31 protein-coding genes and 1 pseudogene are annotated in these 25,345 nt (G+C 64.6%); 22 read left to right on the top strand and 10 right to left on the bottom strand.

Translation table 11 applies throughout. The features are described 5' to 3' along the window. The first annotated feature begins 22 nt into the window (after positions 1–22). From rpsP to AAXE93_RS08185, 3 genes are all read left to right on the top strand, one after another. The gene (gene rpsP / locus AAXE93_RS08195) at positions 23–430 is read left to right on the top strand and encodes a 30S ribosomal protein S16 (RefSeq protein ID WP_390129880.1); all 408 of its coding nucleotides are present in this window, start codon (positions 23–25) and stop codon (positions 428–430) included. Between the two features lie 8 nt (positions 431–438). Continuing rightward, positions 439–1,434, top strand: coding sequence for a PhoH family protein (locus AAXE93_RS08190; protein WP_186495699.1), 996 nt, complete (start codon positions 439–441; stop codon positions 1,432–1,434). 68 nt (positions 1,435–1,502) lie between these two features. Then, positions 1,503–2,234 (top strand): Bax inhibitor-1 family protein, encoded by a 732-nt coding sequence (locus AAXE93_RS08185; protein ID WP_114988417.1) that lies wholly within the window; start codon positions 1,503–1,505, stop codon positions 2,232–2,234. 71 nt (positions 2,235–2,305) lie between these two features. On the opposite strand, the gene AAXE93_RS08180 is transcribed toward AAXE93_RS08185, so the two are convergent. Beyond that, complete coding sequence (locus AAXE93_RS08180; RefSeq protein ID WP_115008763.1) at positions 2,306–2,827, bottom strand: hypothetical protein; 522 nt, start codon at positions 2,825–2,827, stop codon at positions 2,306–2,308. Positions 2,828–2,915: 88 nt separating this feature from the next. Between AAXE93_RS08180 and era the strand changes: the two genes are divergently transcribed. The 5 genes from era (at position 2,916) to larB (ending at position 6,677) form a co-directional block, all read left to right on the top strand. Next, entirely contained in the window at positions 2,916–3,851 is a 936-nt protein-coding gene (era, locus tag AAXE93_RS08175; RefSeq protein WP_390129876.1) for a GTPase Era, read from the top strand. 37 nt (positions 3,852–3,888) lie between these two features. Then, on the top strand, positions 3,889–4,350 hold the full coding sequence (locus AAXE93_RS08170; RefSeq protein ID WP_115081985.1) for a phycobiliprotein lyase: 462 nt from the start codon (positions 3,889–3,891) through the stop codon (positions 4,348–4,350). A 6-nt stretch (positions 4,351–4,356) separates the two neighbouring features. Continuing rightward, positions 4,357–5,562 (top strand): tRNA (guanosine(37)-N1)-methyltransferase TrmD, encoded by a 1,206-nt coding sequence (trmD, locus tag AAXE93_RS08165; protein WP_390129871.1) that lies wholly within the window; start codon positions 4,357–4,359, stop codon positions 5,560–5,562. Positions 5,563–5,652: 90 nt separating this feature from the next. Next, complete coding sequence (locus AAXE93_RS08160) at positions 5,653–6,006, top strand: TIGR03792 family protein (RefSeq protein ID WP_390129869.1); 354 nt, start codon at positions 5,653–5,655, stop codon at positions 6,004–6,006. Beyond that, positions 6,003–6,677, top strand: a complete 675-nt coding sequence (gene larB, locus AAXE93_RS08155; RefSeq protein ID WP_390129867.1) for a nickel pincer cofactor biosynthesis protein LarB — start codon at positions 6,003–6,005, stop codon at positions 6,675–6,677. The genes AAXE93_RS08160 and larB overlap by 4 nt, the downstream gene beginning before the upstream one ends. A 4-nt stretch (positions 6,678–6,681) precedes the next feature. Here larB and AAXE93_RS08150 read toward each other — a convergent pair whose 3' ends face one another. The 5 genes from AAXE93_RS08150 to AAXE93_RS08130 form a co-directional block, all read right to left on the bottom strand. Continuing rightward, a complete protein-coding gene (locus tag AAXE93_RS08150) occupies positions 6,682–6,840 on the bottom strand; it encodes a hypothetical protein (protein WP_170951347.1) in 159 nt (52 codons plus the stop codon). 98 nt (positions 6,841–6,938) lie between these two features. After that, the gene (locus AAXE93_RS08145) at positions 6,939–7,883 is read right to left on the bottom strand and encodes a DUF1517 domain-containing protein (RefSeq protein WP_390129864.1); all 945 of its coding nucleotides are present in this window, start codon (positions 7,881–7,883) and stop codon (positions 6,939–6,941) included. An 18-nt stretch (positions 7,884–7,901) separates the two neighbouring features. Then, positions 7,902–8,120: a sulfur carrier protein ThiS gene (gene thiS, locus AAXE93_RS08140; protein ID WP_114988409.1), complete on the bottom strand. Its 219-nt coding sequence runs from the start codon at positions 8,118–8,120 to the stop codon at positions 7,902–7,904. A gap of 3 nt (positions 8,121–8,123) precedes the next feature. Continuing rightward, positions 8,124–9,182 carry a thiamine phosphate synthase gene (locus AAXE93_RS08135; protein WP_390129861.1) on the bottom strand — a complete coding sequence of 353 codons (1,059 nt, stop codon included), beginning with the start codon at positions 9,180–9,182 and terminating at the stop codon, positions 8,124–8,126. Between the two features lie 134 nt (positions 9,183–9,316). Further along, positions 9,317–10,258 carry a bifunctional riboflavin kinase/FAD synthetase gene (locus AAXE93_RS08130; protein ID WP_115161449.1) on the bottom strand — a complete coding sequence of 314 codons (942 nt, stop codon included), beginning with the start codon at positions 10,256–10,258 and terminating at the stop codon, positions 9,317–9,319. Between the two features lie 54 nt (positions 10,259–10,312). Between AAXE93_RS08130 and AAXE93_RS08125 the strand changes: the two genes are divergently transcribed. Continuing rightward, positions 10,313–10,873 carry a DUF3611 family protein gene (locus AAXE93_RS08125; RefSeq protein ID WP_390129859.1) on the top strand — a complete coding sequence of 187 codons (561 nt, stop codon included), beginning with the start codon at positions 10,313–10,315 and terminating at the stop codon, positions 10,871–10,873. Here AAXE93_RS08125 and surE read toward each other — a convergent pair. After that, on the bottom strand, positions 10,858–11,667 hold the full coding sequence (gene surE, locus AAXE93_RS08120) for a 5'/3'-nucleotidase SurE (RefSeq protein WP_390129857.1): 810 nt from the start codon (positions 11,665–11,667) through the stop codon (positions 10,858–10,860). The two genes, AAXE93_RS08125 and surE, sit on opposite strands and share 16 nt — an antisense overlap. A 71-nt stretch (positions 11,668–11,738) precedes the next feature. Here surE and pheS point away from each other — a divergent pair, with 71 nt between their 5' ends. From pheS to AAXE93_RS08100, 4 genes are all read left to right on the top strand, one after another. Further along, positions 11,739–12,746 (top strand): phenylalanine--tRNA ligase subunit alpha, encoded by a 1,008-nt coding sequence (gene pheS, locus AAXE93_RS08115; protein ID WP_115081995.1) that lies wholly within the window; start codon positions 11,739–11,741, stop codon positions 12,744–12,746. An 80-nt stretch (positions 12,747–12,826) separates the two neighbouring features. Continuing rightward, entirely contained in the window at positions 12,827–13,735 is a 909-nt protein-coding gene (locus tag AAXE93_RS08110) for an NAD(+) kinase (protein WP_006851915.1), read from the top strand. Next, positions 13,732–14,409 carry a winged helix-turn-helix domain-containing protein gene (locus tag AAXE93_RS08105; RefSeq protein ID WP_390129854.1) on the top strand — a complete coding sequence of 226 codons (678 nt, stop codon included), beginning with the start codon at positions 13,732–13,734 and terminating at the stop codon, positions 14,407–14,409. Before AAXE93_RS08110 ends, AAXE93_RS08105 begins: the two co-directional genes overlap by 4 nt. A gap of 6 nt (positions 14,410–14,415) precedes the next feature. Next, positions 14,416–14,859, top strand: coding sequence for a DUF192 domain-containing protein (locus AAXE93_RS08100; RefSeq protein WP_390129851.1), 444 nt, complete (start codon positions 14,416–14,418; stop codon positions 14,857–14,859). A 7-nt stretch (positions 14,860–14,866) separates the two neighbouring features. Here the strand turns inward: AAXE93_RS08100 and cbiE are convergent, their stop codons facing one another. After that, complete coding sequence (gene cbiE / locus AAXE93_RS08095; RefSeq protein ID WP_390129848.1) at positions 14,867–16,126, bottom strand: precorrin-6y C5,15-methyltransferase (decarboxylating) subunit CbiE; 1,260 nt, start codon at positions 16,124–16,126, stop codon at positions 14,867–14,869. A 12-nt stretch (positions 16,127–16,138) separates the two neighbouring features. On the opposite strand from cbiE, the gene AAXE93_RS08090 reads away from it, so the two are divergent. From AAXE93_RS08090 to AAXE93_RS08080, 3 genes are all read left to right on the top strand, one after another. Next, the gene (locus AAXE93_RS08090) at positions 16,139–16,282 is read left to right on the top strand and encodes a hypothetical protein (RefSeq protein WP_390129846.1); all 144 of its coding nucleotides are present in this window, start codon (positions 16,139–16,141) and stop codon (positions 16,280–16,282) included. Continuing rightward, a complete protein-coding gene (locus tag AAXE93_RS08085) occupies positions 16,279–16,521 on the top strand; it encodes a hypothetical protein (RefSeq protein ID WP_115133016.1) in 243 nt (80 codons plus the stop codon). The genes AAXE93_RS08090 and AAXE93_RS08085 overlap by 4 nt, the downstream gene beginning before the upstream one ends. Positions 16,522–16,594: 73 nt before the next feature. Then, positions 16,595–19,093, top strand: coding sequence for a GH116 family glycosyl hydrolase (locus AAXE93_RS08080; protein WP_390129844.1), 2,499 nt, complete (start codon positions 16,595–16,597; stop codon positions 19,091–19,093). A 35-nt stretch (positions 19,094–19,128) separates the two neighbouring features. Here the strand turns inward: AAXE93_RS08080 and AAXE93_RS08075 are convergent. Further along, positions 19,129–19,179, bottom strand: a pseudogene (locus tag AAXE93_RS08075) (hypothetical protein); the annotation flags it as partial. Positions 19,180–19,456: 277 nt separating this feature from the next. On the opposite strand from AAXE93_RS08075, the gene AAXE93_RS08070 reads away from it, so the two are divergent. Both AAXE93_RS08070 and ribD read left to right on the top strand, forming a co-directional pair. Continuing rightward, positions 19,457–19,945 carry a DUF3122 domain-containing protein gene (locus AAXE93_RS08070; protein ID WP_390129842.1) on the top strand — a complete coding sequence of 163 codons (489 nt, stop codon included), beginning with the start codon at positions 19,457–19,459 and terminating at the stop codon, positions 19,943–19,945. Next, positions 19,945–21,009, top strand: coding sequence for a bifunctional diaminohydroxyphosphoribosylaminopyrimidine deaminase/5-amino-6-(5-phosphoribosylamino)uracil reductase RibD (gene ribD, locus AAXE93_RS08065; RefSeq protein WP_390130229.1), 1,065 nt, complete (start codon positions 19,945–19,947; stop codon positions 21,007–21,009). The genes AAXE93_RS08070 and ribD overlap by 1 nt, the downstream gene beginning before the upstream one ends. A 94-nt stretch (positions 21,010–21,103) precedes the next feature. On the opposite strand, the gene AAXE93_RS08060 is transcribed toward ribD, so the two are convergent. Next, a complete protein-coding gene (locus AAXE93_RS08060) occupies positions 21,104–21,763 on the bottom strand; it encodes an SOS response-associated peptidase (RefSeq protein ID WP_390129840.1) in 660 nt (219 codons plus the stop codon). Positions 21,764–21,847: 84 nt separating this feature from the next. Between AAXE93_RS08060 and ftsH the strand changes: the two genes are divergently transcribed. The 4 genes from ftsH to AAXE93_RS08040 are packed head-to-tail and all read left to right on the top strand — an operon-like array spanning position 21,848 to position 25,280. Continuing rightward, complete coding sequence (gene ftsH / locus AAXE93_RS08055) at positions 21,848–23,722, top strand: ATP-dependent zinc metalloprotease FtsH (protein ID WP_006851758.1); 1,875 nt, start codon at positions 21,848–21,850, stop codon at positions 23,720–23,722. A gap of 45 nt (positions 23,723–23,767) precedes the next feature. Continuing rightward, positions 23,768–24,724: an ornithine carbamoyltransferase gene (argF, locus tag AAXE93_RS08050; protein ID WP_390129838.1), complete on the top strand. Its 957-nt coding sequence runs from the start codon at positions 23,768–23,770 to the stop codon at positions 24,722–24,724. Then, positions 24,721–25,044 (top strand): hypothetical protein, encoded by a 324-nt coding sequence (locus AAXE93_RS08045; RefSeq protein ID WP_115133022.1) that lies wholly within the window; start codon positions 24,721–24,723, stop codon positions 25,042–25,044. Before argF ends, AAXE93_RS08045 begins: the two co-directional genes overlap by 4 nt. Positions 25,045–25,055: 11 nt before the next feature. Continuing rightward, positions 25,056–25,280 (top strand): hypothetical protein, encoded by a 225-nt coding sequence (locus tag AAXE93_RS08040; protein ID WP_011363914.1) that lies wholly within the window; start codon positions 25,056–25,058, stop codon positions 25,278–25,280. The last annotated feature ends 65 nt before the right edge of the window (positions 25,281–25,345 follow it).

Raw genomic sequence — 25,345 nt, 5'->3', positions numbered from 1 at the left:
TTTCCTTCATTCCAGGGCCACGATGATCAAGCTCCGCCTGAAGCGGTTTGGCAAGAAGCGGGAAGCGAGCTTCCGCCTCGTGGCCTGCAACAGCACCTCGCGTCGGGACGGTCGTCCCCTGCAGGAGCTGGGCTTCTACAACCCGCGGACGAAGGAAACGCGCCTCGACACCGAGGCCATCCGTGAGCGTCTGGGTCAGGGTGCCCAACCCACCGATGTGGTTCGCACGCTGCTCGAGCGCGGCGGTCTTCTGGAAAAGACCGTGCGTCCTGCAGAGACCGTGGGCAAGGCCAAGCAAGCGGCCAAGCGTGAAGCTGATGCCAAGCAAGCCGCCAAGGAGGCTGCTGAGGCCAAGGCTGCAGCTGCTGAGGAGAAGGCTGCAGAAGCTGAAGCCTCTGATTCCTCAGAATCCGAATCCACCGAGGGCTGATCATTCCGGTGTCTGACGACGGCGAACGCGGCCGTTTCGTTCTCGACCTGCCTGATCCCGATGCTGCACTGGCCCTCGCCGGTGAAGCGGAAACAACCCTGCATCGCCTGGAAGCTCTGACAGGAGCCTCCATGGTGTTGCGGGGTCTTCAACTGGTGATCACCGGGCGGCCAACGCAGATTGAGAGGGCTGCTGCGGTTGTGGAATTGGTGCGCCCGATCTGGCAGGACGGCCAGTCGGTGTCACCGGTGGACCTCCAGTCAGCGCTGGGAGCACTCAACACCGGCCGCGGCGATGACCATGCCGCCATGGGCGAGCAGGTGTTGGCGAAAAGCCAGAAGGGCAACCTGCTGCGCCCGCGCACTCTGCGCCAGAAGAAATACGTGGACGCCATGGAGCGTCACGACCTCACCTTTGCCCTCGGTCCTGCCGGCACCGGCAAAACCTTTCTCGCCACCGTTCTCGCGGTTCGGATGCTCACCGAACGCAAGGTGGAGCGTTTGATTCTCACCCGGCCGGCTGTTGAAGCCGGGGAGCGCCTGGGCTTCCTGCCGGGCGACCTGCAGCAGAAGGTGGACCCCTATCTGCGTCCGCTCTACGACGCTTTGCACTCCCTGCTCGGAGCGGAGAAAACCACTGTGCTGTTGGAGAAGGGCGTGATCGAGGTCGCTCCCTTGGCTTACATGCGAGGCCGCACCCTGAGCGATGCCTTTGTGATCCTGGATGAGGCGCAGAACACCACGCCGGCTCAGATGCGCATGGTGCTCACCCGCCTGGGGGAGCGTTCGCGAATGGTGGTGACCGGAGACATCACCCAGGTGGATCTTCCGTCCACCGTGCAGAGCGGTTTGGTGGAGGCGTCCGAGGTGTTGGAGGGCGTTGAAGGGGTTGCGGTCTGCCGCCTCACCGCTGCGGATGTGGTGCGCCATCCCCTCGTGCAGCGGGTGGTGGAGGCCTATGCCCGCCGGGACGAACGCAAAACGCCCAAAGTTCAGCGTCGATAGGGAGATCCACACCCCAATCCCTTGTCACCGCTGGCAGGATGTGATGAGTCTTTGGTGACCTGGTCGACATGCCAGCAAGCAGCAATTTCCAGGAGGCGATCCGAGAGGCGCAATCGAGCGCCCTCGTCGGCCCCAACGTCGTCAATAAAGCGCTGCCCTACGTCGGCGGCGGCATGGTGCTCACCTCAATCGGGGTGATTGGTGGTCTTTCGATGATGGCCACACCGCTGTTCATGCCCCTGTTCTGGGTGGCTGTGATCGGCAACCTGGTGCTGTTCTTCGTGGCGCAGAACGTCGCCTTGAAGGGCAACAACGCCACAGCCTTGCCGCTGCTGTCGGTCTACAGCCTGATCACCGGTTTCACCCTGAGTGGTCTCGTGGCTTTGGCGGGAGCCGTTGCGGGTGTGGGTGCAGTCGGCACCGCCGCACTGGCCACCGGAATCACCTTCGTGATTGCCTCGATCGTTGGCCGTCGCATGAGCGATTCCGTTGGCCAGGCGCTCTCCGGAGTGGTGGGTCTTGGATTGATCGGCTTGATCCTGGCGATGGTCGTCCAGTTCATCGGCGGCATCTTTGCCCCTGCCATGTTCCATGGCACCAGCTTCGAGCTGATGATCGCCGGATTCGGCACCGTTCTCTTCGTGGGCGCCGCCTTCGTCGACTTCTACACGATGCCCCGCTCCTACCGGGATGACCAATACCTGGCAGGTGCCCTGAGCATGTACCTCACCTACATCAACCTGTTCATCTTCATCCTGCGCCTGATCATCGTGCTCAACGGTGGCGGTCGTCGCGACTGATCGTCGCGACTGACGATGCCAACGCATCGAATCAAGCTTCTCCCCGGCTTGTCCGGGGTTTTTTTTATGGCTTAGCCCTCAGCCACGGCATAGACGCTGTCTCCGATGGCTTGTTTCTGCTCGGCGTCGTACCCCCACTTCTCCAGGAAGGCGACGTCCTCACCGCGGTTGTCGAGGGCTGCGGCCAGCAGTTGCTCCAGGCGCTCCTTCACCTCCGCTGGTTCCAGCAGTCTGAGCAGTTCAATGCAACGGCTGCTGACCCGCTCCGAGCCGGCCTGCTGGGCCTCATCTCCCGACCGCCGGTGATGCACGGCCATGGCGGTGCTCATGGCCAGATTGCGGACGCTCAGATCCACAACGCCAGCCCCGGCGCCCCGCAGTTGCCCCACGACGGCATCGGGCAAACGATCCATCAGCACGCTCTCGCCCGCCAGGCTCACCACGAAAAATCCCCGGGCACCATCGCGGCTGGCCACCATTTCACCGATGCGGTCGGCCAGCACCTCATCGCTGATCTCCTCGTTGTCCCACTGCTGCAGCCAGGCCGCTGTGATTTCCATGGCCTGCTGGAAGGTGGGTTGCTGATCCGCCATGGACCTGTTCAATTCCTGCCCTAAGGCTATGGGTCGATTCAACGGGCCGATTCGACGGGTCGATCCAATGGCGGCGCAGACTTAGAGCATGCACGCAACTCCACTGCCAGAGAATTACCGCTCTGGCTTCATCGCACTGATCGGTCGCCCGAACGTGGGCAAATCCACGCTGGTGAATCAGCTGGTGGGGGAGAAAGTGGCAATCACATCGCCCGTGGCCCAGACCACCCGCAACCGCCTGCGGGCCATTCTCACCATGGAGGTGGCCCAGATGGTTCTGGTGGATACGCCTGGCATCCACAAACCCCACCACTTGCTGGGGGAACGGCTGGTGAAGAGTGCCCGCAGTGCCATCGGTGAAGTGGACCTGGTGGTGTTGCTGTTGGAGGGCTGCGAGCGCCCGGGGCGTGGTGATGCCTTCATCGTGAATCTGCTGCAGCAGCAGTCCCTGCCGGTGCTGGTGGCCCTGAACAAGTGGGACAAGTTGGCGGAGGAGCATCGCTCTGAAGCGGAAGAGGCCTATGCCGCCCTGCTGCAGGAGACGAATTGGCCGGTGCACCGCTGCAGCGCCCTGTCAGGCGATGGCTGCGCGGAGCTCACAGCAGCGATGGCGGCTCAGTTGCCCTTGGGGCCACAGCTGTATCCGCCCGAAATGGTGAGTGATCAACCGGAGCGGGTGCTGCTGGGAGAACTCATTCGCGAGCAGGTGCTTCTGCATACGCGGGAGGAGGTGCCCCACAGCGTTGCCGTCACCATTGATCGCGTTGAGGAGTTGCCGGCCAAGGGCAAGGGTGCGGGTCGCACGGCCGTGTTAGCAACGGTTCTTGTGGAACGGAAGAGTCAGAAGGGGATCCTGATCGGCAAAGGCGGGGCGATGCTCAAGACGATCGGCCAGGGGGCGCGGCTGCAGATGCAGGTGCTGATTGATGGCCCGGTGTATCTGGAGCTGTTCGTCAAGGTGGTGCCTGATTGGCGCAGCAAACCGGCCCGCTTGGCGGAGCTGGGTTACACGGGGGATCAATAACGAGAAATGCCTGCCCCACGGCTGAGAGGATGGGCGCATGAGTGAACAAGCCTTTCCCCCGGAAGACCCTGGCTCCTTTCTGAGCCTCTGCGACGGGGAGTGGATGAGCCTGCGCAGTTGCTTTGAGCTGGCTGCCGGTGGTGATGACGAGTGGCACAGCAGTGAACGGGGTGAACTCACCGTTCGCTGCGTGAGCGAGCAGGGGGCTCTCGGCCAACTGCAGGTGCAGGCCCCTGGTGGAACCAGCAGCACCCTCACCTTCGCCGCTGATGGACAGCTGATCCTCGATGGTGATTCCCCAGGCAACTGGAGGTTCTGGCCTGACGGCAGCATGGAGTTGAACCTCAGCCGGGCTGACGGCGTGCAGGTTCAGGAGCGGATCTGGTTCACGCGGGCCAACCTGCGCCTGCGCAGCACCACGGCGGTGGATGCCCAGGGAACACCGGTGCAGGGCAGTTTCTGCACGGACATCCGCAGGGTGTCCAAACCCGCGGCCTGAGGCGGCATGGCCCCCTACCGCCTTGATGTGGTGAGCCTGGCGCCGCAGGCGTTTGCTCCTCTGCTGGAGCTGGGGGTGATCGGTCGTGCCTTCAACGCGGGCATTGCCGAGTTGCATCTGCACAACCCCAGGGACTTCGCCACGGATCGCCATCGCAAGGTGGACGACGAGCCCTACGGGGGCGGTGCCGGCATGGTGCTCAAGCCCGAGCCGGTGTTCGCCGCGATGGAGGCGATTCCCCGCAGTCCCCGCAGCCGGGTGCTGTTGATGTCACCGCAGGGGCGTCCCCTCCAGCAGGCGGATCTGCAGCGTTGGTCCAGTGACCACGATCAACTGGTTTTCCTCTGCGGTCACTACGAGGGCTTCGACGAGCGGATTCGTGGCCTGGCCGATGAGGAGGTGTCGGTGGGTGATTTCGTCCTCACCGGTGGTGAGCTGCCGGCGATGACGGTGATCAACGGTGTTGTGCGCCTGCTGCCCGGCACGGTGGGGACCGCCGATTCCCTGGTGGAGGAAAGCCACAGTGCACTCCTCCTGGAACACCCGCATTACACCCGCCCCGCCGACTTCCGCGGCATGACCGTTCCGGATGTGCTGCGCAGTGGCGACCACGGTGCCATCGCCCGGTGGCGCCAGGAGCAGCGGGAGCAGCGCACCCGTGAGCGGCGGCCCGATCTGTTTGCCCGCTGGCAGACCGCGACAATGGATGACCCTTCAGATCCCGGCATGGAGCTGCGCATCGGCAACGGATACGACATCCATCGGCTGGTGCCCGGACGGGCCCTCATCCTGGGGGGTGTGACCCTGGACCATCCCGATGGTCTTGGCCTGGATGGCCACAGCGATGCCGATGTGCTGGTGCATGCGGTGATGGATGCGCTGCTCGGGGCCCTCGCCCTCGGTGATATCGGCAAGTATTTCCCCCCCACCGATCCCCAATGGAAAGGGGCCGACAGCTTGAAGCTGCTGGATCAGGTGGTGAAGCTGGTGAAGGAGCGCGGCTGGTCGGTGGTGAACATCGATGCGGTGGTGATCGCTGAGCGCCCCAAACTCAAGCCGCACATCACCGAGATGAGCAGCCGAATGGCGTCTGCGATCGGCATCGCCCCCGATGCCGTCGGTGTGAAGGCCACCACCAATGAAGGATTAGGTCCGGAGGGACGGGAAGAGGGCATCAGTTGCCAGGCTGTGGCCCTGCTGCAGCGGAGCTGAACCGTGCATCGCCTCAGGTCTGTTCTGCTTAGGGTCATCGCACCTTGTTTGGCGTTGGTTCTGTTGTTGGGCGGGCTTTCGGAGACAGAGGTGCGGGCAGAGTCCGACCCGACACGTGCTGATGTGGTGGCTGTGGTGGAGCACCTGCGGCTGCAGGTCCCCCGGGAGAGCCGTGAGCAGTGGATGGCGGCGGAACGCGGCAGCTGGGAGCCCTGGCTGAAGCAACAGCCGGGTTTTCTGGGCCGTGATCTGTTCTGGGATCCGGCCACCGAAGAGGGAACGTTGCTGATTCGTTGGAGCAGTCGTAAGGCATGGAAATCGATCTCCATGGCCGAGGTGGAGACGGTTCAGGAGCGCTTCGAGAGCTTGGCCCGCGAGCAAACAGGACAGCGCCAGGGCAACCCATTCCCGCTGGTGTTTGAAGGGGAACTGTTGCCGCAGTGACCACGCCGGATGCTCGCCTCGATCTGCGGCGCCGTCAGCGCTTGGGCATGGTCGAGGCCGTGTGGGGGGAACACAAGACAGCCGATCAGATCATCGCCATCCTTGAAAGGTTTGCCGCTGCAGGAGAACTGGGTCTGGTGACCCGGGTGGATCCCGAAAAGGCGGCACGGGTGTGTGAGGCGTTGCCGGCGGTGGAGCAGCATGCCGACGCTCGCTGCCTCACCCTGGGTGCATTGCCTCCTGTGCCTGCGTCACCGGCTGCGGTGGCGGTGCTCAGCGGAGGCAGCAGTGATCGCACGGTGGTGGCGGAGGTCAGCTTGGCCCTGCGTTGCCACGGCATCGGCGTGGATCCTGTGATGGATGTGGGGGTGGCTGGATTGCATCGCTTGCTGGATCAACTGCCCCGTCTGGCCACGGCGCGGATCCTGATCGCCTGCGCGGGAATGGAGGGTGCGTTGCCGACGGTGCTGGCTGGTCTGGTGCCGCAACCGGTGATCGGCGTTCCGGTTTCGGTTGGCTATGGAATCAGCGCAGGGGGACGAACCGCTTTGGAAGGCATGCTCGCCAGCTGTGCTCCAGGCTTGACGGTGGTGAATATCGACAACGGCTACGGCGCAGCCATGGCTGCATTGCGGATGCTCAGGGGCTGTGCCCCGGACGCTTCAAGCTGAAGCTTCAAGCCGCCGCGGAAGGATCGATCTGGCCGAGACGCTGCAGCTCAGCGCTGTTGTGATCGCACTCCACCTGCTGAAGCGCATGCACAAGAGCATCAAGATCAGCCCGCGCCAGCTCACCGTCCTGTTGCCATTGCATGGAGCGGGGGTCGGGAGCCAACTCTGGAGGTGCGCAATCTAATCAAGCCAAGCTAGGCCTGATTGCTGGGGAGAAATACTCAGAAAACCTGTAGATGAGCCACGAATGGCTCTGGTATCTCAGAGGTGTTGGAGGTTGGGGTAAGCCGTCACCAGGTCGTTGGCGCTCAGCACATCTCCGCGACCTTCCGGTTGCCAGATCACTTCGAGGGCCATGAGTTCACTGGAGGCTGTGGAACCAAGAATGCGCAGGGTCTGGCGCAGATCTTCTCCGGTGTCGGCTCCGGCGAGCTTGGCCGATGCCGTGGAGGCCACCAGCAAGGTCACAACGATGAATTCGTTGGTGGCATCAGCGTCTCCAGTGCTGTTGCTCGTGTCTGTGGTCCGCTGTCCGCCGACGTTGCTGGTGAGCTCAGCGTCCAGCTTGCTGCGCTCGTTCATCGAGAGGCGATTGAACGTCGATTCAGCCGAACTAAAGGGAACACTGCCGCTCTCGGCATTGGCGTAAACCCAGAGGTCCGGTTGGCGCAGCAGGGCCAGGGTTGTCTCCTGCAGCAGTCTCTGCAGACCTGAGGAACTGCTGGTGTCTGAAGAGGCGGCCAAGGAGCGCAGATCGTCCTGCAGGGATTTGGCACTGGCCAGCAGGCCCACCTGCACCTGAATCATGTTCACGTTGCGCGGCATGGCCGGCACTGCAGCAGCACCACCGATCGAGGGGGCATTGCCAACGCCACGAAGGGCGTTCACCAGCACGCCTGCGACCGCCATCAGGATCAGCAGACCAAACAGCCCGCCCCCACCGAAGCCGAAGATGGGGATGAGGAAGGGGAAGCCCATCCCGCCGCCGCGGTAGCCACCGCCGTAGCTGCCACCCCGGTAACTCCCACCGGATCGCGGCATCGAAGGAGCGCGGAAACTACCCCCTCCCATGCGCCCACCGCGGGCGGCATCAGCCGGCTGTGCCTGGAACAGGCAGAGCCCCACAATCACCAGCGGCAACAGCAGTGATGCGAGCAGTCGTCGGGATCGTGTCAACAGTCGGGGAGTGGCCACAGCAGCGCCCACAGCATTAATCCGGCGACTCTAGGAACCACCACCAACGATGGTGACGATCTCAAGGGTGTCGTCATCCTTCACCACGATGCTGTCCCAGCGGCTGCGGGGTGCGATCACACCGTTGTGCTCGGCCACCACCAGCTGGGGGTTGTTGGCCAACAAGGCAACAACCGCCGCCAGGCTGGCGGGGTCCGGTGCTGGATCCAGCACGCGGGTTTCACCGTTGACCATCAGGGTGAGAGGCATGGCTCAGAACGTGGCGTGGTCCAGCTGCTGGAGCAGTTGCCGCGAGGCCAGACCGCTGTCATCTGTGTGCATGATCGCGCCGATCACGGCCACGCGCTGGCCCCCTGCCGTGAGCAGTGCCGGCAGGTTGGCCGAGGTGATTCCACCGATGGCGAAGACGGGGCGTTGGCTGATCGCAGTGGCCTGCGCCAGGAGCTCCACACCAACAGGCTTCCGCTCGGGTTTGACGGCCGTGGAATGGATCGGGCCGAAGCCGAGATAGTCGATTGGCTCCTGCTGAGCCTGATGAACCTGATCGATGCTGTGGGTGCTGCGGCCCAGCAGACGATCAACGCCCAACAGATCGCGGGCGACCTCGCTGGGCATGTCGTCCTGGCCCAGGTGCACCCCATCCGCATCCACCGCCAGGGCCAGGTCCACACGGTCATTGATGAACAACAGCGCCCCGAAGCGGTTGCAGAGCTGTCTGAGCTGCTGAGCCTCCCGCAGGCGATCGCGGTCGTTCCCCGCTTTGCAGCGGTACTGCACCATGCCCACGCCGTTCCGCAGGGCGGCCTCCACCCGATCGGTCAGGTCATCGCAGGGGGTTGTGATCAGGCAGAGGCGAGCGTCCTTGAGCTTGTTGCGTCGCCGTGCTCCCAGGGTGGCGTTGAGGCAGGTCACCTCCAGGTCGTAAAGCCCGTAGCGGATCGCTGCGGCTTCAGCGGCCAGCGCAGGATCGATGGTGCGGCCGTACTCCTCCAGCACCCGCAACGCCTCCTGCACCCGGGCGCAGTTGGCCGCCACCACATGGTCGGGGCTGTGGCGATCGAGTTGGGCCGGATGCTCCAGTCCGGCGCCGGTGTCGGTGCTGGTGGAGCGGGCCTGCTTGTAGCTGTCGTGATGCAGTCGCCCCAGCCGTTGACGCCAGTCCTTGAGGCGCACCACCAGATCCTGTTGCTCCAGCCCGAAGCGGCACCAGTCCTCAACCACCCTCAGGCCTTCCCGGGCACGGTCGAGGTTGGCGTCGATCAGGCGTGCCACCCGTGGATCCATGGATGTCTCGCTTGGGGTTGGATTCATGGCACCCTGTGGGCAACGGTTTCGGCGTCGGTCATGGAGAACGGTGGTTCTGAGAGCACCATGCACGTTCTGGTCTGGGGAATCGTCCTTCTCGGCGGCATCGGCGTGTTCATCGTCTGGGGGCTGGTGAATGCCTATCCGACCGTGGCCTGAGAGCCGGTCTGAAGAATCTCGCGGGCCTGGGCTGCGTCGCGGCCGATCTGGCTGCTGAGCTCTTCAAGGCCGCTGAATTTGGTCTGGCCGCGCAAGCGCTGCACCGGCTCGACGCCCAGCTGCCGGCCTTCCAGTTCCAGGCTCTGATCCAGCAGGTGCACCTCCACGGCTGAAGGGGACGTGGGATCGATCGTGGGTTGGGGCCCGAGGTTCATCACGGCTGGCAGCCGATCGCCATCCCCATCCAATTGGGCCCAGGCGGCGTAGACGCCAAGCCCTGGCAAGGCCTTACGGCCATCCACCTGGAGATTGGCGGTGGGCCAGCCCAGTTCACGCCCCAGGCCTCGGCCTCGCACCACCCGTCCCTGAAAGCGGTAGGCCCGACCCAGCAAGGCTTTGGCGGTGGTGAGGTCGGCCTGGTCGAGGGCCGCGCGGATGCGGCTGCTGCTCATCCGGCCCTCTTGGTCTTCAACGATTGGCACCACCTTCACCTCAACGCCGCTGCGAGCCGCAAGCCGTTCCAGCATTTCGGCGTCGCCGCGCCGCTGATGACCGAAGCGGAAGTTGGTGCCCACGGCAATGCGCCGGGCCTGAAGTGTGTTCAGCAGCACGCTGGTGACGAAGTCCTCCGCACTCAGCTGAGCCAGCTCGCGGGTGAAGGGCACCAGCACGAGCTGCTGGATCCCCAGCGGTTCCAGCAGAGCGAGTTTTTCGCTGGGTAGATCCAGCCTCAGGCGTGCCTCCCCGAATAGCACCTCACGGGGATGCGGCCAGAAGCTCACCACCGAGGCAACGGCATCGTCCGGGCTGTCCTGGATGGCCTCGGCGATCACGCGGCGATGGCCGGCATGCAGGCCATCGAAACTCCCCAGCGCCAGGGCAGTGGGCCGACGGGCTTCCTCTGGAGAGCAGAGCGGAATCAAAGAGGTGCAGAAGGGGCGCTTTGGTGGCAAGTTTGAACGACCGAGCACCAGGGCATGCCAGACCGCCTCGATTTCCAGAAGTTGTCGTTCGGCGTGCGTCGGATGGGATGGATCCGGTTCTGGATCCAGGTGGTCCTCGGCATCGTTGTGGTGGGCGTTCTGCTGTTCAACAACATCGGCGGCAGCCTGGCCCGCAATTCCGAACGTGCCGTGGGTCTGGGGCCTGGCCTTTCACTCACATCCCTGGCCTTCCTCGTGCTGGTGTTCAGCCTCTGGCAGGGCTGGCTGATCGTTCGGACCGGTCGGGCCATCGACAGCGCGGCTCGTCCCAGTCGGGGCGAGGTGGCGCGGCTGATCAAACGGGGGCTGTTGGCGGATCTTCTGGGTCTCACCTTCGCCACCATCGGCTATCAGGCCCTCGCTGGCAGCCTGTTCGTGCAGGCCTCAATGCAGACTCCCGGAATTGCCATCGGCGGCCGCGGCATGGCCGACAACCTGGCGATCACCTCCCTGGAAATGCTGTCTGTGCTCAGCAACACCCAGGTGCTGTTCGCCCACCTGATCGGGGTGTTGTTCTCCCTTTGGTTGCTGCAGCGGGTTTACCGCACCAGTTGATCCTTGAGCTTGAGCTGCGGCAGTCCGCTGAGGGGGCCCCGCCAGAACAGGTCGGGCTGGATCGGTGTGAGTGAGGGGGAATTGGCGTGGATCTGGGCCACATCACTGGGCCAATCCCTTGGGCCTTCTCCGGCTGATTCGAGATCCTGCACGGCTTCTCCGGCCAGCCAGTAGTAGGCGCGGCCACGGGGGTCTTCCCGACGGCTGAATTGCTCGTCGTAGCGCCGGATCGAGAGACGGGTCCAGCGCAGTGCTCCCATCTCCTCCCGGGCACAGGGGGGGATGTTGAGGTTGAGCAGCAGGTTGTCGGGCCACTGGTCGGCGATGGCCTGTTCACTCACCTCAAGGGCAAGGTCGGCGGCCGCCTGAAACTGACGCCACTGGAAGCAGGCGCTGCTCACCGCAAGGGAACGAATGCCCTCAAGGGTGCCTTCCATCGCTGCGGCAACGGTGCCGGAGCAGAACACATCTGTTCCCAGGTTGGGGCCGTGATTGATGCCGGAGAGCACCAGGTCTGGCTTCTCCTTCACCAGTTCGAACAAGGCCAGCTTCATGCAGTCGGCGGGGGTGCCACTGCAGGCCCAGGCGGTGACCCCTGGGGCGAACAGTTCATCGGCCCGCTCGGCGCGGATGGGGGTCTGCAGGGTGAGGCCATGGCCTGTGGCCGACCGTTCCTGATCCGGGCAGACCACCATCACCTCATGGCCGCGGGCTGCCGCTGCGGCGGCCAGGGTTCGGATGCCGTCGGCGAAGACCCCATCGTCATTGCTGATCAGGATCCGCAGCGGGGCCATGGGGTCATACGCACTGAGGTGAACCTAAGCGGCACGGCTGCTTACAGTCGGGAGCTGTCTGTTCCATCCCTGTGAGCGCACCGGTCACCCTGCAGCAGCTCACCGATCAACTCGATGCCCTCGAGCAGCAGGCCGCGGCGGAGATCGCCGAGGCGGCCGATGCCGCTGCGCTGGAGCAACTGAGGGTCGGGCTGCTGGGCAAGAAGGGCCGCATCTCCGGTGTGCTCGGGGCGATGGGCAAGTTGCCCGGTGAGGAGCGTCCCCTGGTGGGTCAGCGCGCCAACGTGCTGAAAACGCAGGTGCAGTCGCTGTTGGGAGAGCGGCTCCAGGCCGTGAAGCAGGCGGCCATGGCGGAGCGCATCGCCAGGGAAAGCCTCGATGTCACCGCCCCGGCTTCCGGGGTGCCGATGGGGCATCGCCATCCCCTGATCACCACCACTGAAGAGATCGTCGATCTGTTCCTGGGCCTCGGCTACAGCGTGGCCGAGGGGCCTGAGGTGGAACGGGACCACTACAACTTCACTGCGCTGAACATCCCCGAGGACCATCCAGCCCGGGACATGCAGGACACCTTTTATCTAGGTGGTGATCTGCTGATGCGGACCCACACCTCCCCGGTGCAGATCCGTCACCTCGAAGAGAACCCGCCGCCGGTGCGGATCGTGGCCCCCGGACGGGTGTATCGCCGTGATGCCGTTGATGCCACCCACTCACCGGTGTTCCACCAGGTGGAGGTGCTGGCCATTGATGAAGGGCTCGATTTCAGCCACCTGCGCGGCACGGTGATGGCCTTCCTCAAGGCCTTCTTCGGTGACCTACCAGTGCGTTTCCGGGCCAGTTATTTCCCCTTCACCGAGCCCTCCGCCGAGGTGGACGTGCAGTGGCGCGGCCGCTGGCTGGAGGTGATGGGCTGCGGCATGGTGGATCCCGCCGTGCTGGAAGGGCTGGGCCTCGATCCCGAGCGCTACAGCGGTTTTGCCGCGGGCCTTGGGGTGGAGCGCTTCTGCATGGTGCGCCATGGCATTGACGACATCCGCCGGCTATACACCAGCGATCTGCGCTTCCTCGAGCAGTTCTGATCGGGAACCTTCGTTACTGAGCGGCGTTCTGTTCTCGCGCGTCCCATAGGCTGAGGCTGACCTCTACCCGTCGTGGATCAGTGCCCCGGATCGGACTGATCGTCAATGACGGCAAGCCGCTGGCGGTGCAGACGGCGGACACGATTCAGCAGCGCCTGGAGGCTGCCGGCCATGCCGTGGAGCGGGCCAGCAGTTCCGGGGGCATGGTGGGCTTTGCCAACCCCGATCAGCACTTGCGCCTGCGCGGCTACAGCGCCTGTGTGCCCAAGGGCTTCGATCAATCGATGGTGTTGGCCATCGTGCTGGGGGGTGACGGCACGGTGCTGTCCGCCGCGCGGCAGACCGCCCCAGTGGGGATTCCGATTCTCACGATCAACACCGGCCACCTGGGATTTCTGGCCGAGGCCTATCTCGATGATCTGGATCGCGCCCTCGATGTGGTGCTCACCCAGCAATGGACGATCGAGGAACGCAGCAACCTCGTGGTGAGCGTGATGCGGGGTGATCAGCGCCGCTGGGAGGCGCTGTCTCTCAACGAGATGGCCCTGCACCGTGAGCCGCTCACGAGCATGTGCCACTTCGAGATCGCCATCGGCCGCCACGCCCCGGTGGATATTGCCGCTGATGGTGTGATCCTCTCCACGCCGACGGGTTCGACGGCCTACGCCCTCAGCTCCGGTGGGCCGGTGATCACGCCGGATTGTCCGGTGCTGCAACTCACCCCGATCGCGCCCCATTCCCTGGCCTCCCGCGCCCTGGTGTTCAGCGACCGTGAACCCGTCACGATTTTTCCAGCCACGCCGGAGCGGCTGATGATGGTGGTGGACGGCAGTGCCGGTTGCTACGTCTGGCCGGAAGATCGGGTGCTGATCCGCCGCAGCGATCACCCGGTGCGCTTTGTGCGCCTCGCCGACCATGAGTTCTTCCAGGTGCTGCGCAACAAATTGGGTTGGGGCCTGCCCCACATCGCCAAGCCCGAGCGGGAATGAACGCTGATCCCCTGTTGCTGTTGGCAGGCCCTTCGGCGGTGTCGCTGGCGCCCCGTCTGGCTGCATCGGGCTACGCCACCCTCGACTGGCTCAGTGCCGGGCCCTCGGCCCATGCCCCTGAACCGGGTGAATCTCCAGTGGCCGCTGTGCTGGCGGCCGATCAGGCCGCATTGATTCAAGACCTGCGCAGCCGTTTCGGGGCCATGCCGATCCTGTTGGATCTGGAACGCGACAGCGTTGAGGCTCGCGCCGCCTGCCTGGGAAGCGGTGCCGATGATTTCTGGCTCTCGGAGATCGGGCCCAGCGATCTGTTGTTGCGTCTGCGCCTGCACCGCACGATTCAACAGCGCTCGGGGCAGCGACCGGCGCTGCTTGAGCTGGACGATCTCAGTGTCGATCCCACCAACCGAACGGTGCGGCGGGGAGACCGTGTAGTGGCGTTGACGGCCCGGGAATTCATGCTGTTGCAGGTGCTCTTGCGGCGGCGCGGCCAGGTGTTGAGCCGTGAGGTGCTGCTTCAGGAGGTGTGGCAGGGGGAGCGTTCCAGTAGCAATGTTGTGGAGGTGTACGTGCGCTATCTCCGCCAGAAGCTGGAGGCCGGCGGAGAACGCCGTCTGCTGCACACCGTGCGCGGCCGGGGGTATTGCCTCGGGCAGGTGTTGCCGGAGGCTTGAGCGGCCATGGATGCTCTGCCCTCTGAGCCACCGCCGCAGTGGCTGCCGGTTGGGGCCCGCTGGTGCGTGGCCCAGCAGCGTTGCATCGATCTTGAGGTGGCCCGCAGTCCGGAGCAGCAGCGGCTGGGCTTGATGCAGAGGCCGGCTCTGCCGCCCTTGCGCGGAATGTGGTTTCCCTTTGCCACCCCCCAGCCGCAGCGCTTCTGGATGTTCAACACCCTTGCGCCTCTGGACATGATCTTTGTGCGCGATGGGCGGGTGCTCGATCTGGAGCCTGCCGTTCCCACCTGTGCTGCCCTGCCCTGTCGCTCCTATGCCGCCGATGCCGACGGCAATGGACGGGCTGATTTCGTTGATGCGGTGATTGAGATCGGTGCCGGTGAGGCGCAGCGGCTTGGCATTGGCATCGGCGATCCGGTTCGGATCACTCCGCTCAAGTCTTCCCTGTGAAGCCAGCTCAAGCCGGCTTCGTTCCCGTCACGATCAAGGTGGGGTTCATCGGAGCCAGGCGGGTGCCATCCCCAAGCGGTTGTCCCCGCCAGGCCTGCAGTTGCTGAATGCGCACGGCCAACCCGGCGTTCTCGAGCAGCGGCCGAACGCTGGCCAAGGCCTCGATGCTCGCCAGGGGGATCACCACAACACCGCCACACCGCAGCCGCGTCAGCACCTCCTGCAGCAGGCGTTCCCGTTGGGCGCCCCCGCCCCCGAGCAGAACCCGGTCGGGTTGGCTGAGCTGGCTCGGGAGCCCGCCGTTCAGCACTGTGGTGGCGTCGGCCTCCAGCACCGCCGCAGGGCTGACGCCGAGCCGTTGTGCATTGCGTTGGATCAGTTGCGCGCCACCGGCGCGGCGTTCCACCGCCAGCAGTTGCAGCCCTGGGCGCAGGCGCAGCGCTTCCAGACCGACGCTGCCGGTGCCGGCTCCCAGATCCCAGAGCACGCCCTGCGGCGGCAAGGCAAGTTCGGCCAGGAGTTGGATGCGCACCTCCCGCTTGGTCATCAATCCGGGGTGATCGCTGTGCTGCAGGTAGAGCCCGTCATCGAGCCCGAACAAAGGCAGTTGATGCGGATCCGGTGCGGCGGGTTCGCGGGCGATCAGCAGTGCAATCAGCAGCGGCTGCAGATCTGTTGGTAGTGCGGTGCCTGGGGCGATCAGCTGCACCCGTTCATCGGGGTGGCCGAGGTTTTCGCAGAGCCACAGGTCCGTGCTGGCCTCCAGCCCGCTGCTGCGCAACATCTGCTGCACGGTGCCGGCGCCCCCCTGGTTCGGGTCCGTCAGCACCGCCAGGGCTGCGGGTCGCTTCTGCAGGGTGCTGGCCAGGATTTCGGGATCCCGTCCGTGCAGGCTCACCCAGTCGGCGTCCTGCCAGGGGCGCCCGATGCGGGAGAAGGCCAGCTGCAGCGATGTGGGGGCGGGATGAAACCGCAGCCGCTCTGCCCCGATGCGGTCGCAAAGGATGCGCCCCAGGCCGAACCAGAGCGGATCGCCGCTGGCCAGCACCACCACAGCTTGATCAGCCGCCCTTGGTTGCAGGCTGTCCACCAGAGCCCGCGGGTCATCGCTGCTGATCAGCTCGGGCTTGGCGTCCCCCAGCCAGTCCTGCAGAGCAGCTTGCAATCGCTGCGGTGCTGCAATCACGGTGGCCGCCCGCAGCAGCGTCTGCTGTGGAGCGGGCAACGAGGCGGGTGCCCCGGCGTCGGTGCCGATCACATCGATCATCCCGTCATTCTGGTGTCAGGGTTTGCGGGGCCATGGCCGCTGGCGCAGGCCCTGCTGCAGGCTCGGATTGCCCAGGCCCGCAGCTACACCGCTGATCCGGTGACGCTGCCCTTCGCGGCGGAACAGCGCCTGAACGACCTGATGGAGGAGGCATGACCCCAGCCCACGATCGTCGCCAACGCTTGCACGAGCTTGTGATTGCCTTGATTGCCCAGCAGGACGATGTGCCCCTGCTCGATCCCGATCAGCCGGACCTGGAGGGGACAGCCCCGGGCCGTTGGCTGGATCAGAACCGCCGCAGCCTGCATCGCTATCAAGCCTTGGTCCGCACGGCGGTCACCCTGGATGCTCTGCTGGATGCCGAAGACAATCCCTCACCACTGTCTGCAGGTTGATGTCTGCAGGCTGATCGCAACGCCTGGTTGATCGCGTCAAACCTGGCAATCTGGGGCGACTCTCGGCCCCTGCATGGCTTCGTTCGGTTGGTCCGCTCTGAACTCCCTGCTGGGTCGCGGCAAGCAAGCCAAGGGCTGGCAGCCACCGGAGGCCTCCTGGAGCCGACCCTTTGGCCTGGGCTGGGACAAGCCCTACACGGTTCGCTATGCCAGCAACCTCGACGACGGCCCCAACCACGGCATGCCGCTGGGGGGCTTCGGAGCTGGCTGCTTCGGGCGGGCGCCCGACGGCAACATCAACCTCTGGCACCTCGATGGCGGCGAGCACTGGTTTGGGGTGCTGCCCGATTGCCAGTTCGCTCTGTTTGAAGGGAATGGCCGCGGCAAGCGTGCCCACGCCCTGGCGGTTCAGCCTGATCAGGATGCCTCGCGGCCGGAGGCTGGCCAGCCGCTAAAGGCCTGGGAGTGGTACCCGGCCAGCACGCCGGATCGCAGCACCGGCACCTATTCCGCCCGTTACCCCCTCAGCTGGACCAGCTATGAGGGCGTGTATGACGCCGAGGTGCGTTGTGAGGCCTTCAGCCCGATCTTGCCGGGTGATTACCAGCGCACCAGCTACCCGGTGGCGGTGTTCGTCTGGACGCTGCGCAATCCCACCGATCAGCCTCTTGATTTGTCGTTGCTGCTGAGTTGGCGCAACACCACCGGCTGGTTCACCAACACCGATGCCTCGGCGGAGGTTCACTTCCGCGATGACGGCAGCCCCGAGCACAACTACGCCCCGGCCATCGGCAGCACCACCGGTCAGCGCAACCGTTGCATTGACCATGGCTCCCTCAAGGGAGTGGTGCTGGAGGGCAACGTCTCCAACCCCGTTGCCGAAGGTGAGGGCCAGTGGTGCATTGCCACAGCCGAGCAGCCCGGTGTGACGATCCAGCGCTGCAGTCGCTGGAATCCCAGCGGTGATGGGCGTGAGCTGTGGGACAGCTTCAGTGCTGATGGCTCCATCCCTGAAAGCAACAACGACCGACGCAGTGGATCCGACGATCCCCTCAGTGCTGCGCTGGCGGTGCAGTGTCAGCTGGCCCCCGGGCAGAGCATTGAGATTCCGCTGGTGATCAGCTGGGATCTGCCTGTGACGGCTTTTGCCACCGGTAGCCAGGCGCTGCGCCGCTACACCGATTTCTTCGCTGCGGATGCCAACCAGGCGGTTGCCATTGCCGCTGAAGCGCTGCGTGACTGGCGCAGTTGGCGACAGCAGATCGAGGCCTGGCAGCAGCCGGTGCTGCAACGCCAGGACCTGCCGGAACCGCTCCGGATGGCTCTGTTCAATGAGCTCTACGACCTCTGCAGTGGCGGCAGTCTCTGGAGTTCGGCATCACCGGAGGATCCCTACGGTCGTTTCGGCGTTCTCGAGTGCCTCGACTACGCCTGGTACGAAAGTCTTGACGTTCGTCTCTACGGATCCCTGGCCCTGCTGCAGCTCTGGCCGGAACTCGACAAGGCCGTGCTGCGCAGCTTTGCCCGGGCGATTCCGGCCGCAGATGCCACCCGGCGCCCGATTGGTTGGTACTTCACCCAGGGCAAGGGCCGGGTGGAGGCTGACCGCAAGGTGAAAGGAGCCACCCCCCACGACCTGGGGGCTCCCAACGAGATCCCCTGGGATGCGACCAACTACACCGCTTATCAGGACTGCAACCTCTGGAAGGACCTCGGCAGTGATTTTGTGCTGCAGGTGTGGCGCACGTTCAAGCTCGCCCCCAGTGGTGAAGACATCCGCTTCCTCGCCGATTGCTGGCCGGCGGCCGTGGAGGCGCTGCGCTACCTCAAGACGTTCGACGTGAACAACGACGGCCTGCCCGACAACGGCGGTGCTCCGGATCAGACATTCGACGACTGGCCCCTCAAAGGGGTGAGTGCCTACTGCGGTGCTCTCTGGATTGCTGCGCTTGAGGCAGCCCTCGCCATTGCCCAGACGCTGCAACTCAGCACCGGGCTGGATACCTCAGCTGAGCAAAGGGAATTCAGCGGTTGGCTGGAGCAATCCCGGGGCAACTTCGACAAGCTGCTCTGGAACGGCGAGTACTACGACATTGATGCCGAGAGCGGCACGCCGGTGGTGATGGCCGATCAGCTCTGCGGCGATTTCTATGCACGGCTCCTGCGCCTGCCGCCGGTGGTGAGCGACAACAACAGCCGCAGCACCTTGAAGGCGGTGAAGGAGGCCTGCTTCGAGGCTTTCGATGGCGGATCCCTCGGTGTGGCCAATGGTCTTCGTCGCGATGGCACGCCCTTGGATCCCAATGGCACCCACCCGCTCGAGGTGTGGACGGGGATCAACTTCGGGATCGCCAGCTACTACCGCCTGATGGGAGACAAGCAGACGGCGCAAGCGATCTGCTCAGCGGTTGTCGAGCAGGTGTATTCCGGTGGTCTGCAGTTCCGCACCCCTGAGGCGATCACTGCGGTGAACACCTTTCGGGCCTGTCACTACCTCAGGGCCATGGCCATCTGGGGGCTCTGGGCCACGGAGACCGACTGGACGCTCATCCCCGGAGCGGATGCCCGTTGAAGCGTGGCGCTGGGGGATTCACCGAACTGGTTGCGGTAATCCCTGGCGAAGTGATTGCGGCTCTGGAAGCCGTAATGGCAGGCAATTTAATGCACGGTGTTGCTGCCAATGGTCTGCTTCACCTCCGGGGAGCTGAGGGGCATCACCCCCAGGTCGTCGGTTGCCCTGAAGCAGCAGGTCTTGATTGGTTTGGGTGGATAAAAACCGGCAGCTGCCGTGAACCACCCAGCTGGAAGCCCACCGCCTGCAGGCTGTTGCTGAGGCCCGGAGCAGAGTGGAATGCAACCTCCATGGGGTGATTGTTGGCGTGAATCGCCTTCTGTGCGGGTTTGTTGTGAGAATTCACTCACTCACCTTCTGCCCATGCGCCGTTTGTTCTGCTGTTTGTTGGCGGCTCTGGGGCTGCTGCTGCTCACGCCGGGTACGGCCTGGGCCCAGGTTCACCAGCACGAGAACGAGGATGGCGTCGCCACGGTCCGTTCGCTGGAGAGCCTGCGGGATCTCGATTACGACAGCTGGCAGGCGGTGGCCTACCGCGAAGGCCCTCCGGGCAAGCCGGTGGTGCTGCGCGTGGTGGGCTATCCCGGAAAACTGCGGCTCGATCATCCGGTGAGCCTCCAGGTATTGGCGGGTCGGCGCGAATGGCAGCTGGACGACATCACCCTGGCCAATCCGGTGCTGGCCACCGACGGCCGCGACGCAGCGGCTGAATTTGCCCTCGATCCTCTGCTGGACGATCTCAGCAACAACCGACCGCTGCGTCTGGCGTTGCCGGGTGTCTTCACCGAGTTGCCGATCCCTCCCTACGTCGTTGGTGAATGGCGCTCCCTGCAGGAGCTGCCCCTCAGCTGATGTGGGAGCTCTGGATGCGGCGGGCCCTGGCCCTGGCCGCCCTTGCTGAAGGTCACACCAGCCCCAACCCTCTCGTGGGGGCCCTGGTTCTTGATCGCCAAGGCCGCCTCGTGGGTGAAGGCTTTCATGCCCGGGCCGGAGATGCCCATGCTGAGGTGGGTGCCTTGCGGCAGGCCGGGGATGCGGCCCGGGGCGGAACTCTCGTGGTCACCCTTGAACCCTGCTGCCACCACGGCCGCACGCCCCCCTGCAGTGAGGCGGTGCTGCGCGCGGGTATTGGCCGCGTTGTGATCGCCCTGGAGGATCCCGATCCCCGGGTGGATGGGGGCGGCATCCGTCAGCTGAGGCAGGCGGGGCTGGAGGTGATCAGTGGTGTGCTGCGCGAGGAGGCCCGCCAGCAGAACCGGTCTTTTCTGCACCGCGTGCGCACCGGCCGTCCGTTCGGGGTTCTGAAGTGGGCCATGAGCCTGGATGGCCGCACTGCTTTGCCCAATGGCGCCAGCCAATGGATCAGCGGTCCACCCGCCCGCGATTGGGTGCATCAGCTGCGCAGTGTCATGGATGCCGTGGTGGTTGGGGGCGGCACGGTTCGCGGCGATGATCCGCTGCTCACCAGCAGGGGCCGGCGTTCACCGGAGCCGCTGCGGGTGGTGTTGAGCCGCAGTTTGGATCTGCCGGATCGTGCCCAGCTCTGGGACACCGCGGTGGCACCGACCCTCGTGGCCCATGGCCCCGATGCCGACCTCCGGGGTTTGCCATCCGGGCCTGAGGCACTGGGGCTTTCGGCCTGTGAACCGCAGCAGCTGATGGAGGCCCTGGCGGAACGGGGGTGCAACCAGGTGCTTTGGGAGTGCGGCCCTGAGCTGGCGGCCGCGGCGATCCAGCAGGGCTGCGTGCAGGAGATTGCAGCGGTGGTGGCTCCGAAGTTGATGGGGGGCATGGCGGCCCGCACTCCCCTTGGAGATCTGAACTTCAGCGCCATGGATCAGGTGCTGCAGGGGCAGTGGCATCAGAGCGAGCCCATGGGCAACGACTGGTTGCTGCGTTGGCGCAGCGGCAGCTGAGCTCAGCGCTCCCGGCTTTGCCGATCGAGGCTGCTGGCGAAGCGGCCGATCAGCACCCCCATCACGGCAGTGAGCTGCGACTGTCAAGCCTTACTCAATCGAGCAAGGAGAGCTGCTGGTGCTTGTTGGCGGGGACCGCAGTTGGCTTGAGTGCTCTGCAATCCCATGGCTCCGCTGGCGCTGGCGTGAGCATCGGCTCGAGGGCGCGTCGGTGAGCTCCATCACCCGGTTCCAGCCAGATGCTCTCCAACCCCTCGGGGATGATCACCGGCATCCGATCGTGCAATGGGGCCACCAGGCTGTTGGGCTGCGTCGTGATCACGCAGCAGGTCTCCACTTCACTGCCATCGGGGCCGATCCAGCGGTCCCAGACACCGGCCAGCCAGAACAGTTGCCGGTCTTTGCGCTGGATCAGGTGCCCCTTTTCAAAAAAGCCGGTGCTCGGCAGAAGGCAGCGGTGATGACGCCATGGCCCGCGAAAGGAGGCTTTCTCCGCGATGGTTTCGGCGCGGGCATTGATCGGTCGCGGCGCCTGCAGCGGGTCCTTGACCCAGCCCGGCAGGAGGCCCCAGAGCATGTGGGAGAGACGGTCTTCACCGTGCTCACGCCGCACAGCCAGCACCGGTTCTTGGGGGCGGATCAGCTCGCGGGGGGCGTAATGCTCCAGCCAGGCGCTGTCCTCCGGCCGCAACCAGCTGCGCAGCAGCTGCTGCAATTCCGCGCGAGGCTTGTCGAGGCAGTAGCGACCACACATGGGCAGAAGCTAGGCGCCGTTCGGTTCTCACACCCGTTGATTGCCAGAGATCCCTCGTAGCGTGTCGGAACTCTCAGGCCATCCATGCCGATCCGCCAGGACGACAACCAGCCGAACCGTCGCTTCGGGATCATCAACCTGGTGCTGATTGGCTTCGGGGTGTTGCTGCTGGCCAGCAGCTTCCTCCCCAGCAACGGCATGCAGCAGGTGCCGCGGGTGCCCTACTCCCTGTTCATCGACCAGGTGAATGACGGTGCGGTGAAGCGGGCCTTCATCACGCAAGACCAGATTCGCTACGAGCTGAGTGATCCCGAAGAGGGCACGCCTCCGGTGCTGGCCACCACGCCGATCTTCGACATGGATCTGCCCCAACGCCTCGAGACCAAGGGCGTTGAATTCGCAGCAGCTCCCCCGAAGAAGCCGAACATCTTCACCACCATCCTCAGCTGGGTGGTGCCGCCCCTGATCTTCATCCTGGTGCTGCAGTTCTTTGCTCGCCGCTCGATGGGCGGTGGTGCTCAGGGGGCGTTGAGCTTCACCAAGAGCAAGGCCAAGGTGTACGTGCCCGATGAGGAGTCGCGGATCACCTTCGCCGACGTGGCGGGTGTGGATGAGGCGAAGCAGGAACTCACCGAGATCGTCGACTTCCTCAAGCGCCCTGAGCGCTATGCCGAGATCGGTGCGCGCATTCCTAAAGGTGTGCTGCTTGTCGGCCCTCCCGGCACCGGTAAGACCCTGCTGTCCAAGGCCGTGGCCGGCGAAGCCGAGGTGCCCTTCTTCATCATTTCCGGCTCGGAGTTCGTGGAACTCTTCGTTGGTGCCGGTGCCGCTCGGGTCCGCGACCTGTTTGAAGAAGCGAAGAAAAAAGCGCCCTGCATCATCTTCATCGACGAACTGGACGCCATCGGCAAGAGCCGTTCGGGCTCAATGGGGGTTGTCGGCGGCAACGACGAACGGGAGCAGACCCTCAACCAGCTGCTCACCGAGATGGATGGCTTCACCGCCCAGGACAAGCCGGTGATCGTTCTGGCGGCCACCAACCAGCCCGAGGTGCTCGATGCAGCCCTGCTGCGTCCCGGCCGTTTCGACCGGCAAGTGCTGGTGGACCGTCCGGACCTCTCCGGCCGCAAGACCATCCTCGAGATCTACGCCAAGAAGGTGAAGCTGGCTGCAGGTGTTGACCTCGACAGCGTGGCTCAGGCCACCAGTGGTTTTGCCGGTGCTGATCTCGCCAACCTGGTGAATGAAGCTGCCCTGCTCGCAGCGCGTGCCCAGCGCACCAGCGTTGAGCAGCAGGACCTCGGTGAAGCGATCGAGCGGGTTGTGGCTGGTCTGGAGAAGAAGAGCCGCGTCCTGCAGGACGATGAAAAGAAGGTGGTGGCGTACCACGAGGTGGGCCACGCGATCGTGGGCCATCTCATGCCTGGCGGCAGCAAGGTGGCCAAGATCTCGATCGTGCCCCGTGGCATGAGCGCCCTGGGCTACACCCTGCAGCTGCCCACCGAAGAGCGCTTCCTCAATTCCAAGGAGGAACTCCAGGGCCAGATCGCCACGCTTCTCGGTGGTCGCTCAGCTGAAGAGATTGTCTTCGGCAAGATCACCACGGGCGCTGCCAACGATCTGCAGCGCGCCACCGATCTGGCTGAGCAGATGGTGGGCACCTATGGCATGAGCGACACCCTGGGGCCCTTGGCCTACGACAAGCAGGGCGGTGGCCGTTTCCTTGGTGGAGGCAACAACCCACGCCGCTCGGTGAGTGATGCCACGGCTCAGGCCATTGATAAGGAGGTGCGCGGGCTGGTGGACCAGGCCCACGACGACGCCCTCGCGATCCTGCGGGAGAACATGGCGTTGCTCGAGACGATCGCCCAGAAGATCCTCGAGAAAGAGGTTATCGAGGGGGATGACCTCAAGCAGATGCTCGAGGCGAGTGTGCTGCCGTCCGGTGTGACCGCTTGACGGCAGCGGGCCTCATCCCCGATAACAGTCCTTTGAACCGTCGCGATGGCTACCGCTTCTGCGGGCGTTGCTGCTGTCCTCTCTCCGCTGTGCGGACGTGACTTCCTTTCCTCAGCGGATTGTTCTGCCGGGGAAACAGCAGCGTTGCTGGATCTGGCTGCACAACTGAAGAGCGGCGATCGTCGGATCGATCTCGGCAACCGCGTGCTGGGTCTGATCTTCAGCAAGGCCTCCACCCGAACCCGTGTGAGTTTTCAGGTGGCCATGGCCCGCCTCGGCGGCCAGACGGTGGATCTCAATCCTTCCGTCACCCAGCTCGGCCGCGGCGAGCCGCTGGAAGACACGGCCCGGGTCCTCAGCCGTTACTGCGATGTGCTGGCGATTCGCACCTTCGCTCAGCAGGAACTGGTGGACTACGCCCATTGGGCCTCGGTGCCGGTGATCAATGCCCTCACCGATCTGGAGCATCCCTGTCAGGCCCTGGCCGACTTCCTCACCATGCAGGAAGCCCATGGCGCCCTTCCTGGTCAGACCCTGGCCTATGTGGGCGACGGCAACAACGTGGCCCATTCCCTGATGCTCTGCGGCGCGCTGCTGGGGGTGAATGTGCGGATCGGCTGCCCCGAGGGCTTTGAGCCCTTGCCGGGCGTGCTTGAGCAGGCCCAATCCCTGGCACACCACGGTGCCTCGATTGAGGTGGTGACTGACCCCCGTGAGGCGGTGGCGGGAGCCCAGGCCGTTTACACCGACGTTTGGGCCTCCATGGGCCAGGAAGCCGAACAGGCGCAGCGGGAGCAGGCCTTTGCGGGATTCTGCGTGGATCATGCCCTGATGGAGCAGGCGGCAGCCGATGCGATCGTTCTGCACTGCCTGCCGGCTCACCGCGGTGAGGAGATCAGCGCCGAGGTGATGGAGGGCAAGGCAAGCCGCATCTTTGATCAGGCAGAAAACCGCCTGCATGCGCAGCAGGCTCTGTTGGCGGTGTTGATGGGTGGTCTATGACGGTGATCCACCGCTGGTTGGTGCCGTTGATCGTCACCGCCCATGCGGTGGCAGCGTCAGCGGATCAGGCCACCGATAAACAACAGCAGAGCATCATCGCCCGATGGACGGCCGAGAAAATCTGTGAAATGGGTGTGGATGCTTTTTACGCCTTGCCGGATCCTGAGCTCAAAGCCATGTTTGAGCGCGACACCTCGATGCGTTACGAGGATGTTCCCAACGCACCAACCGATCAGGAAAAGTCCCGTATTACCGGGCAGTTGATGGGATATCTGATGGCGGCCTGTCCGCAACAGCTTGAGTCCTACAAAAACCGCTGAAGAGCATCGCGATGCGTAAGGAACGCTGCTGGGTTTGGTTCAAAGGTGGCCTCTCGGAGGAGGGGCACTGGATGTCGGGCTGGGTGGCCAGCACAACCGAGCAGCCGGGGCTGCTGATTGAGCATCCCGGCTATGTCTCTTGCCGGGTTCCGGAATGGCGTGTGGTGTTTAAGGAGCCCAAAGACCTGAACCTGGCGCCGAGCATTCCCGAGGCTGCGGTGTGGAAGCTGGTTTGAACTGAGCCTGCGCTTGCGGCACACGGCAAGGAACGGTACAAATGTATTGCCCGAACCTTTTCTTG

It is taken from the genome of Synechococcus sp. HIMB2401 (genome assembly GCF_042883245.1).
Classification (GTDB): Bacteria; Cyanobacteriota; Cyanobacteriia; order PCC-6307; family Cyanobiaceae; genus Parasynechococcus.
Note: the sequence above shows the minus strand (reverse complement) of the source record. Positions and strands in the feature narration are given on the sequence as shown.

What these genes read in the sequence shown, in the direction of transcription:
- rpsP (WP_390129880.1), top strand. Translation starts at nt 23, where the DNA reads ATGATCAAGCTCCGCCTGAAGCGGTTTGGCAAGAAGCGGGAAGCGAGC.
- AAXE93_RS08185 (WP_114988417.1), top strand. Translation starts at nt 1,503, where the DNA reads ATGCCAGCAAGCAGCAATTTCCAGGAGGCGATCCGAGAGGCGCAATCG.
- AAXE93_RS08180 (WP_115008763.1), bottom strand. Translation starts at nt 2,827, where the DNA reads ATGGCGGATCAGCAACCCACCTTCCAGCAGGCCATGGAAATCACAGCG.
- era (WP_390129876.1), top strand. Translation starts at nt 2,916, where the DNA reads ATGCACGCAACTCCACTGCCAGAGAATTACCGCTCTGGCTTCATCGCA.
- AAXE93_RS08170 (WP_115081985.1), top strand. Translation starts at nt 3,889, where the DNA reads ATGAGTGAACAAGCCTTTCCCCCGGAAGACCCTGGCTCCTTTCTGAGC.
- trmD (WP_390129871.1), top strand. Translation starts at nt 4,357, where the DNA reads ATGGCCCCCTACCGCCTTGATGTGGTGAGCCTGGCGCCGCAGGCGTTT.
- thiS (WP_114988409.1), bottom strand. Translation starts at nt 8,120, where the DNA reads ATGCCTCTCACCCTGATGGTCAACGGTGAAACCCGCGTGCTGGATCCA.
- AAXE93_RS08135 (WP_390129861.1), bottom strand. Translation starts at nt 9,182, where the DNA reads ATGAATCCAACCCCAAGCGAGACATCCATGGATCCACGGGTGGCACGC.
- AAXE93_RS08125 (WP_390129859.1), top strand. Translation starts at nt 10,313, where the DNA reads ATGCCAGACCGCCTCGATTTCCAGAAGTTGTCGTTCGGCGTGCGTCGG.
- surE (WP_390129857.1), bottom strand. Translation starts at nt 11,667, where the DNA reads ATGGCCCCGCTGCGGATCCTGATCAGCAATGACGATGGGGTCTTCGCC.
- AAXE93_RS08105 (WP_390129854.1), top strand. Translation starts at nt 13,732, where the DNA reads ATGAACGCTGATCCCCTGTTGCTGTTGGCAGGCCCTTCGGCGGTGTCG.
- AAXE93_RS08100 (WP_390129851.1), top strand. Translation starts at nt 14,416, where the DNA reads ATGGATGCTCTGCCCTCTGAGCCACCGCCGCAGTGGCTGCCGGTTGGG.
- cbiE (WP_390129848.1), bottom strand. Translation starts at nt 16,126, where the DNA reads ATGATCGATGTGATCGGCACCGACGCCGGGGCACCCGCCTCGTTGCCC.
- AAXE93_RS08085 (WP_115133016.1), top strand. Translation starts at nt 16,279, where the DNA reads ATGACCCCAGCCCACGATCGTCGCCAACGCTTGCACGAGCTTGTGATT.
- AAXE93_RS08080 (WP_390129844.1), top strand. Translation starts at nt 16,595, where the DNA reads ATGGCTTCGTTCGGTTGGTCCGCTCTGAACTCCCTGCTGGGTCGCGGC.
- AAXE93_RS08070 (WP_390129842.1), top strand. Translation starts at nt 19,457, where the DNA reads ATGCGCCGTTTGTTCTGCTGTTTGTTGGCGGCTCTGGGGCTGCTGCTG.
- ribD (WP_390130229.1), top strand. Translation starts at nt 19,945, where the DNA reads ATGTGGGAGCTCTGGATGCGGCGGGCCCTGGCCCTGGCCGCCCTTGCT.
- AAXE93_RS08060 (WP_390129840.1), bottom strand. Translation starts at nt 21,763, where the DNA reads ATGTGTGGTCGCTACTGCCTCGACAAGCCTCGCGCGGAATTGCAGCAG.
- ftsH (WP_006851758.1), top strand. Translation starts at nt 21,848, where the DNA reads ATGCCGATCCGCCAGGACGACAACCAGCCGAACCGTCGCTTCGGGATC.
- argF (WP_390129838.1), top strand. Translation starts at nt 23,768, where the DNA reads ATGGCTACCGCTTCTGCGGGCGTTGCTGCTGTCCTCTCTCCGCTGTGC.
- AAXE93_RS08045 (WP_115133022.1), top strand. Translation starts at nt 24,721, where the DNA reads ATGACGGTGATCCACCGCTGGTTGGTGCCGTTGATCGTCACCGCCCAT.
- AAXE93_RS08040 (WP_011363914.1), top strand. Translation starts at nt 25,056, where the DNA reads ATGCGTAAGGAACGCTGCTGGGTTTGGTTCAAAGGTGGCCTCTCGGAG.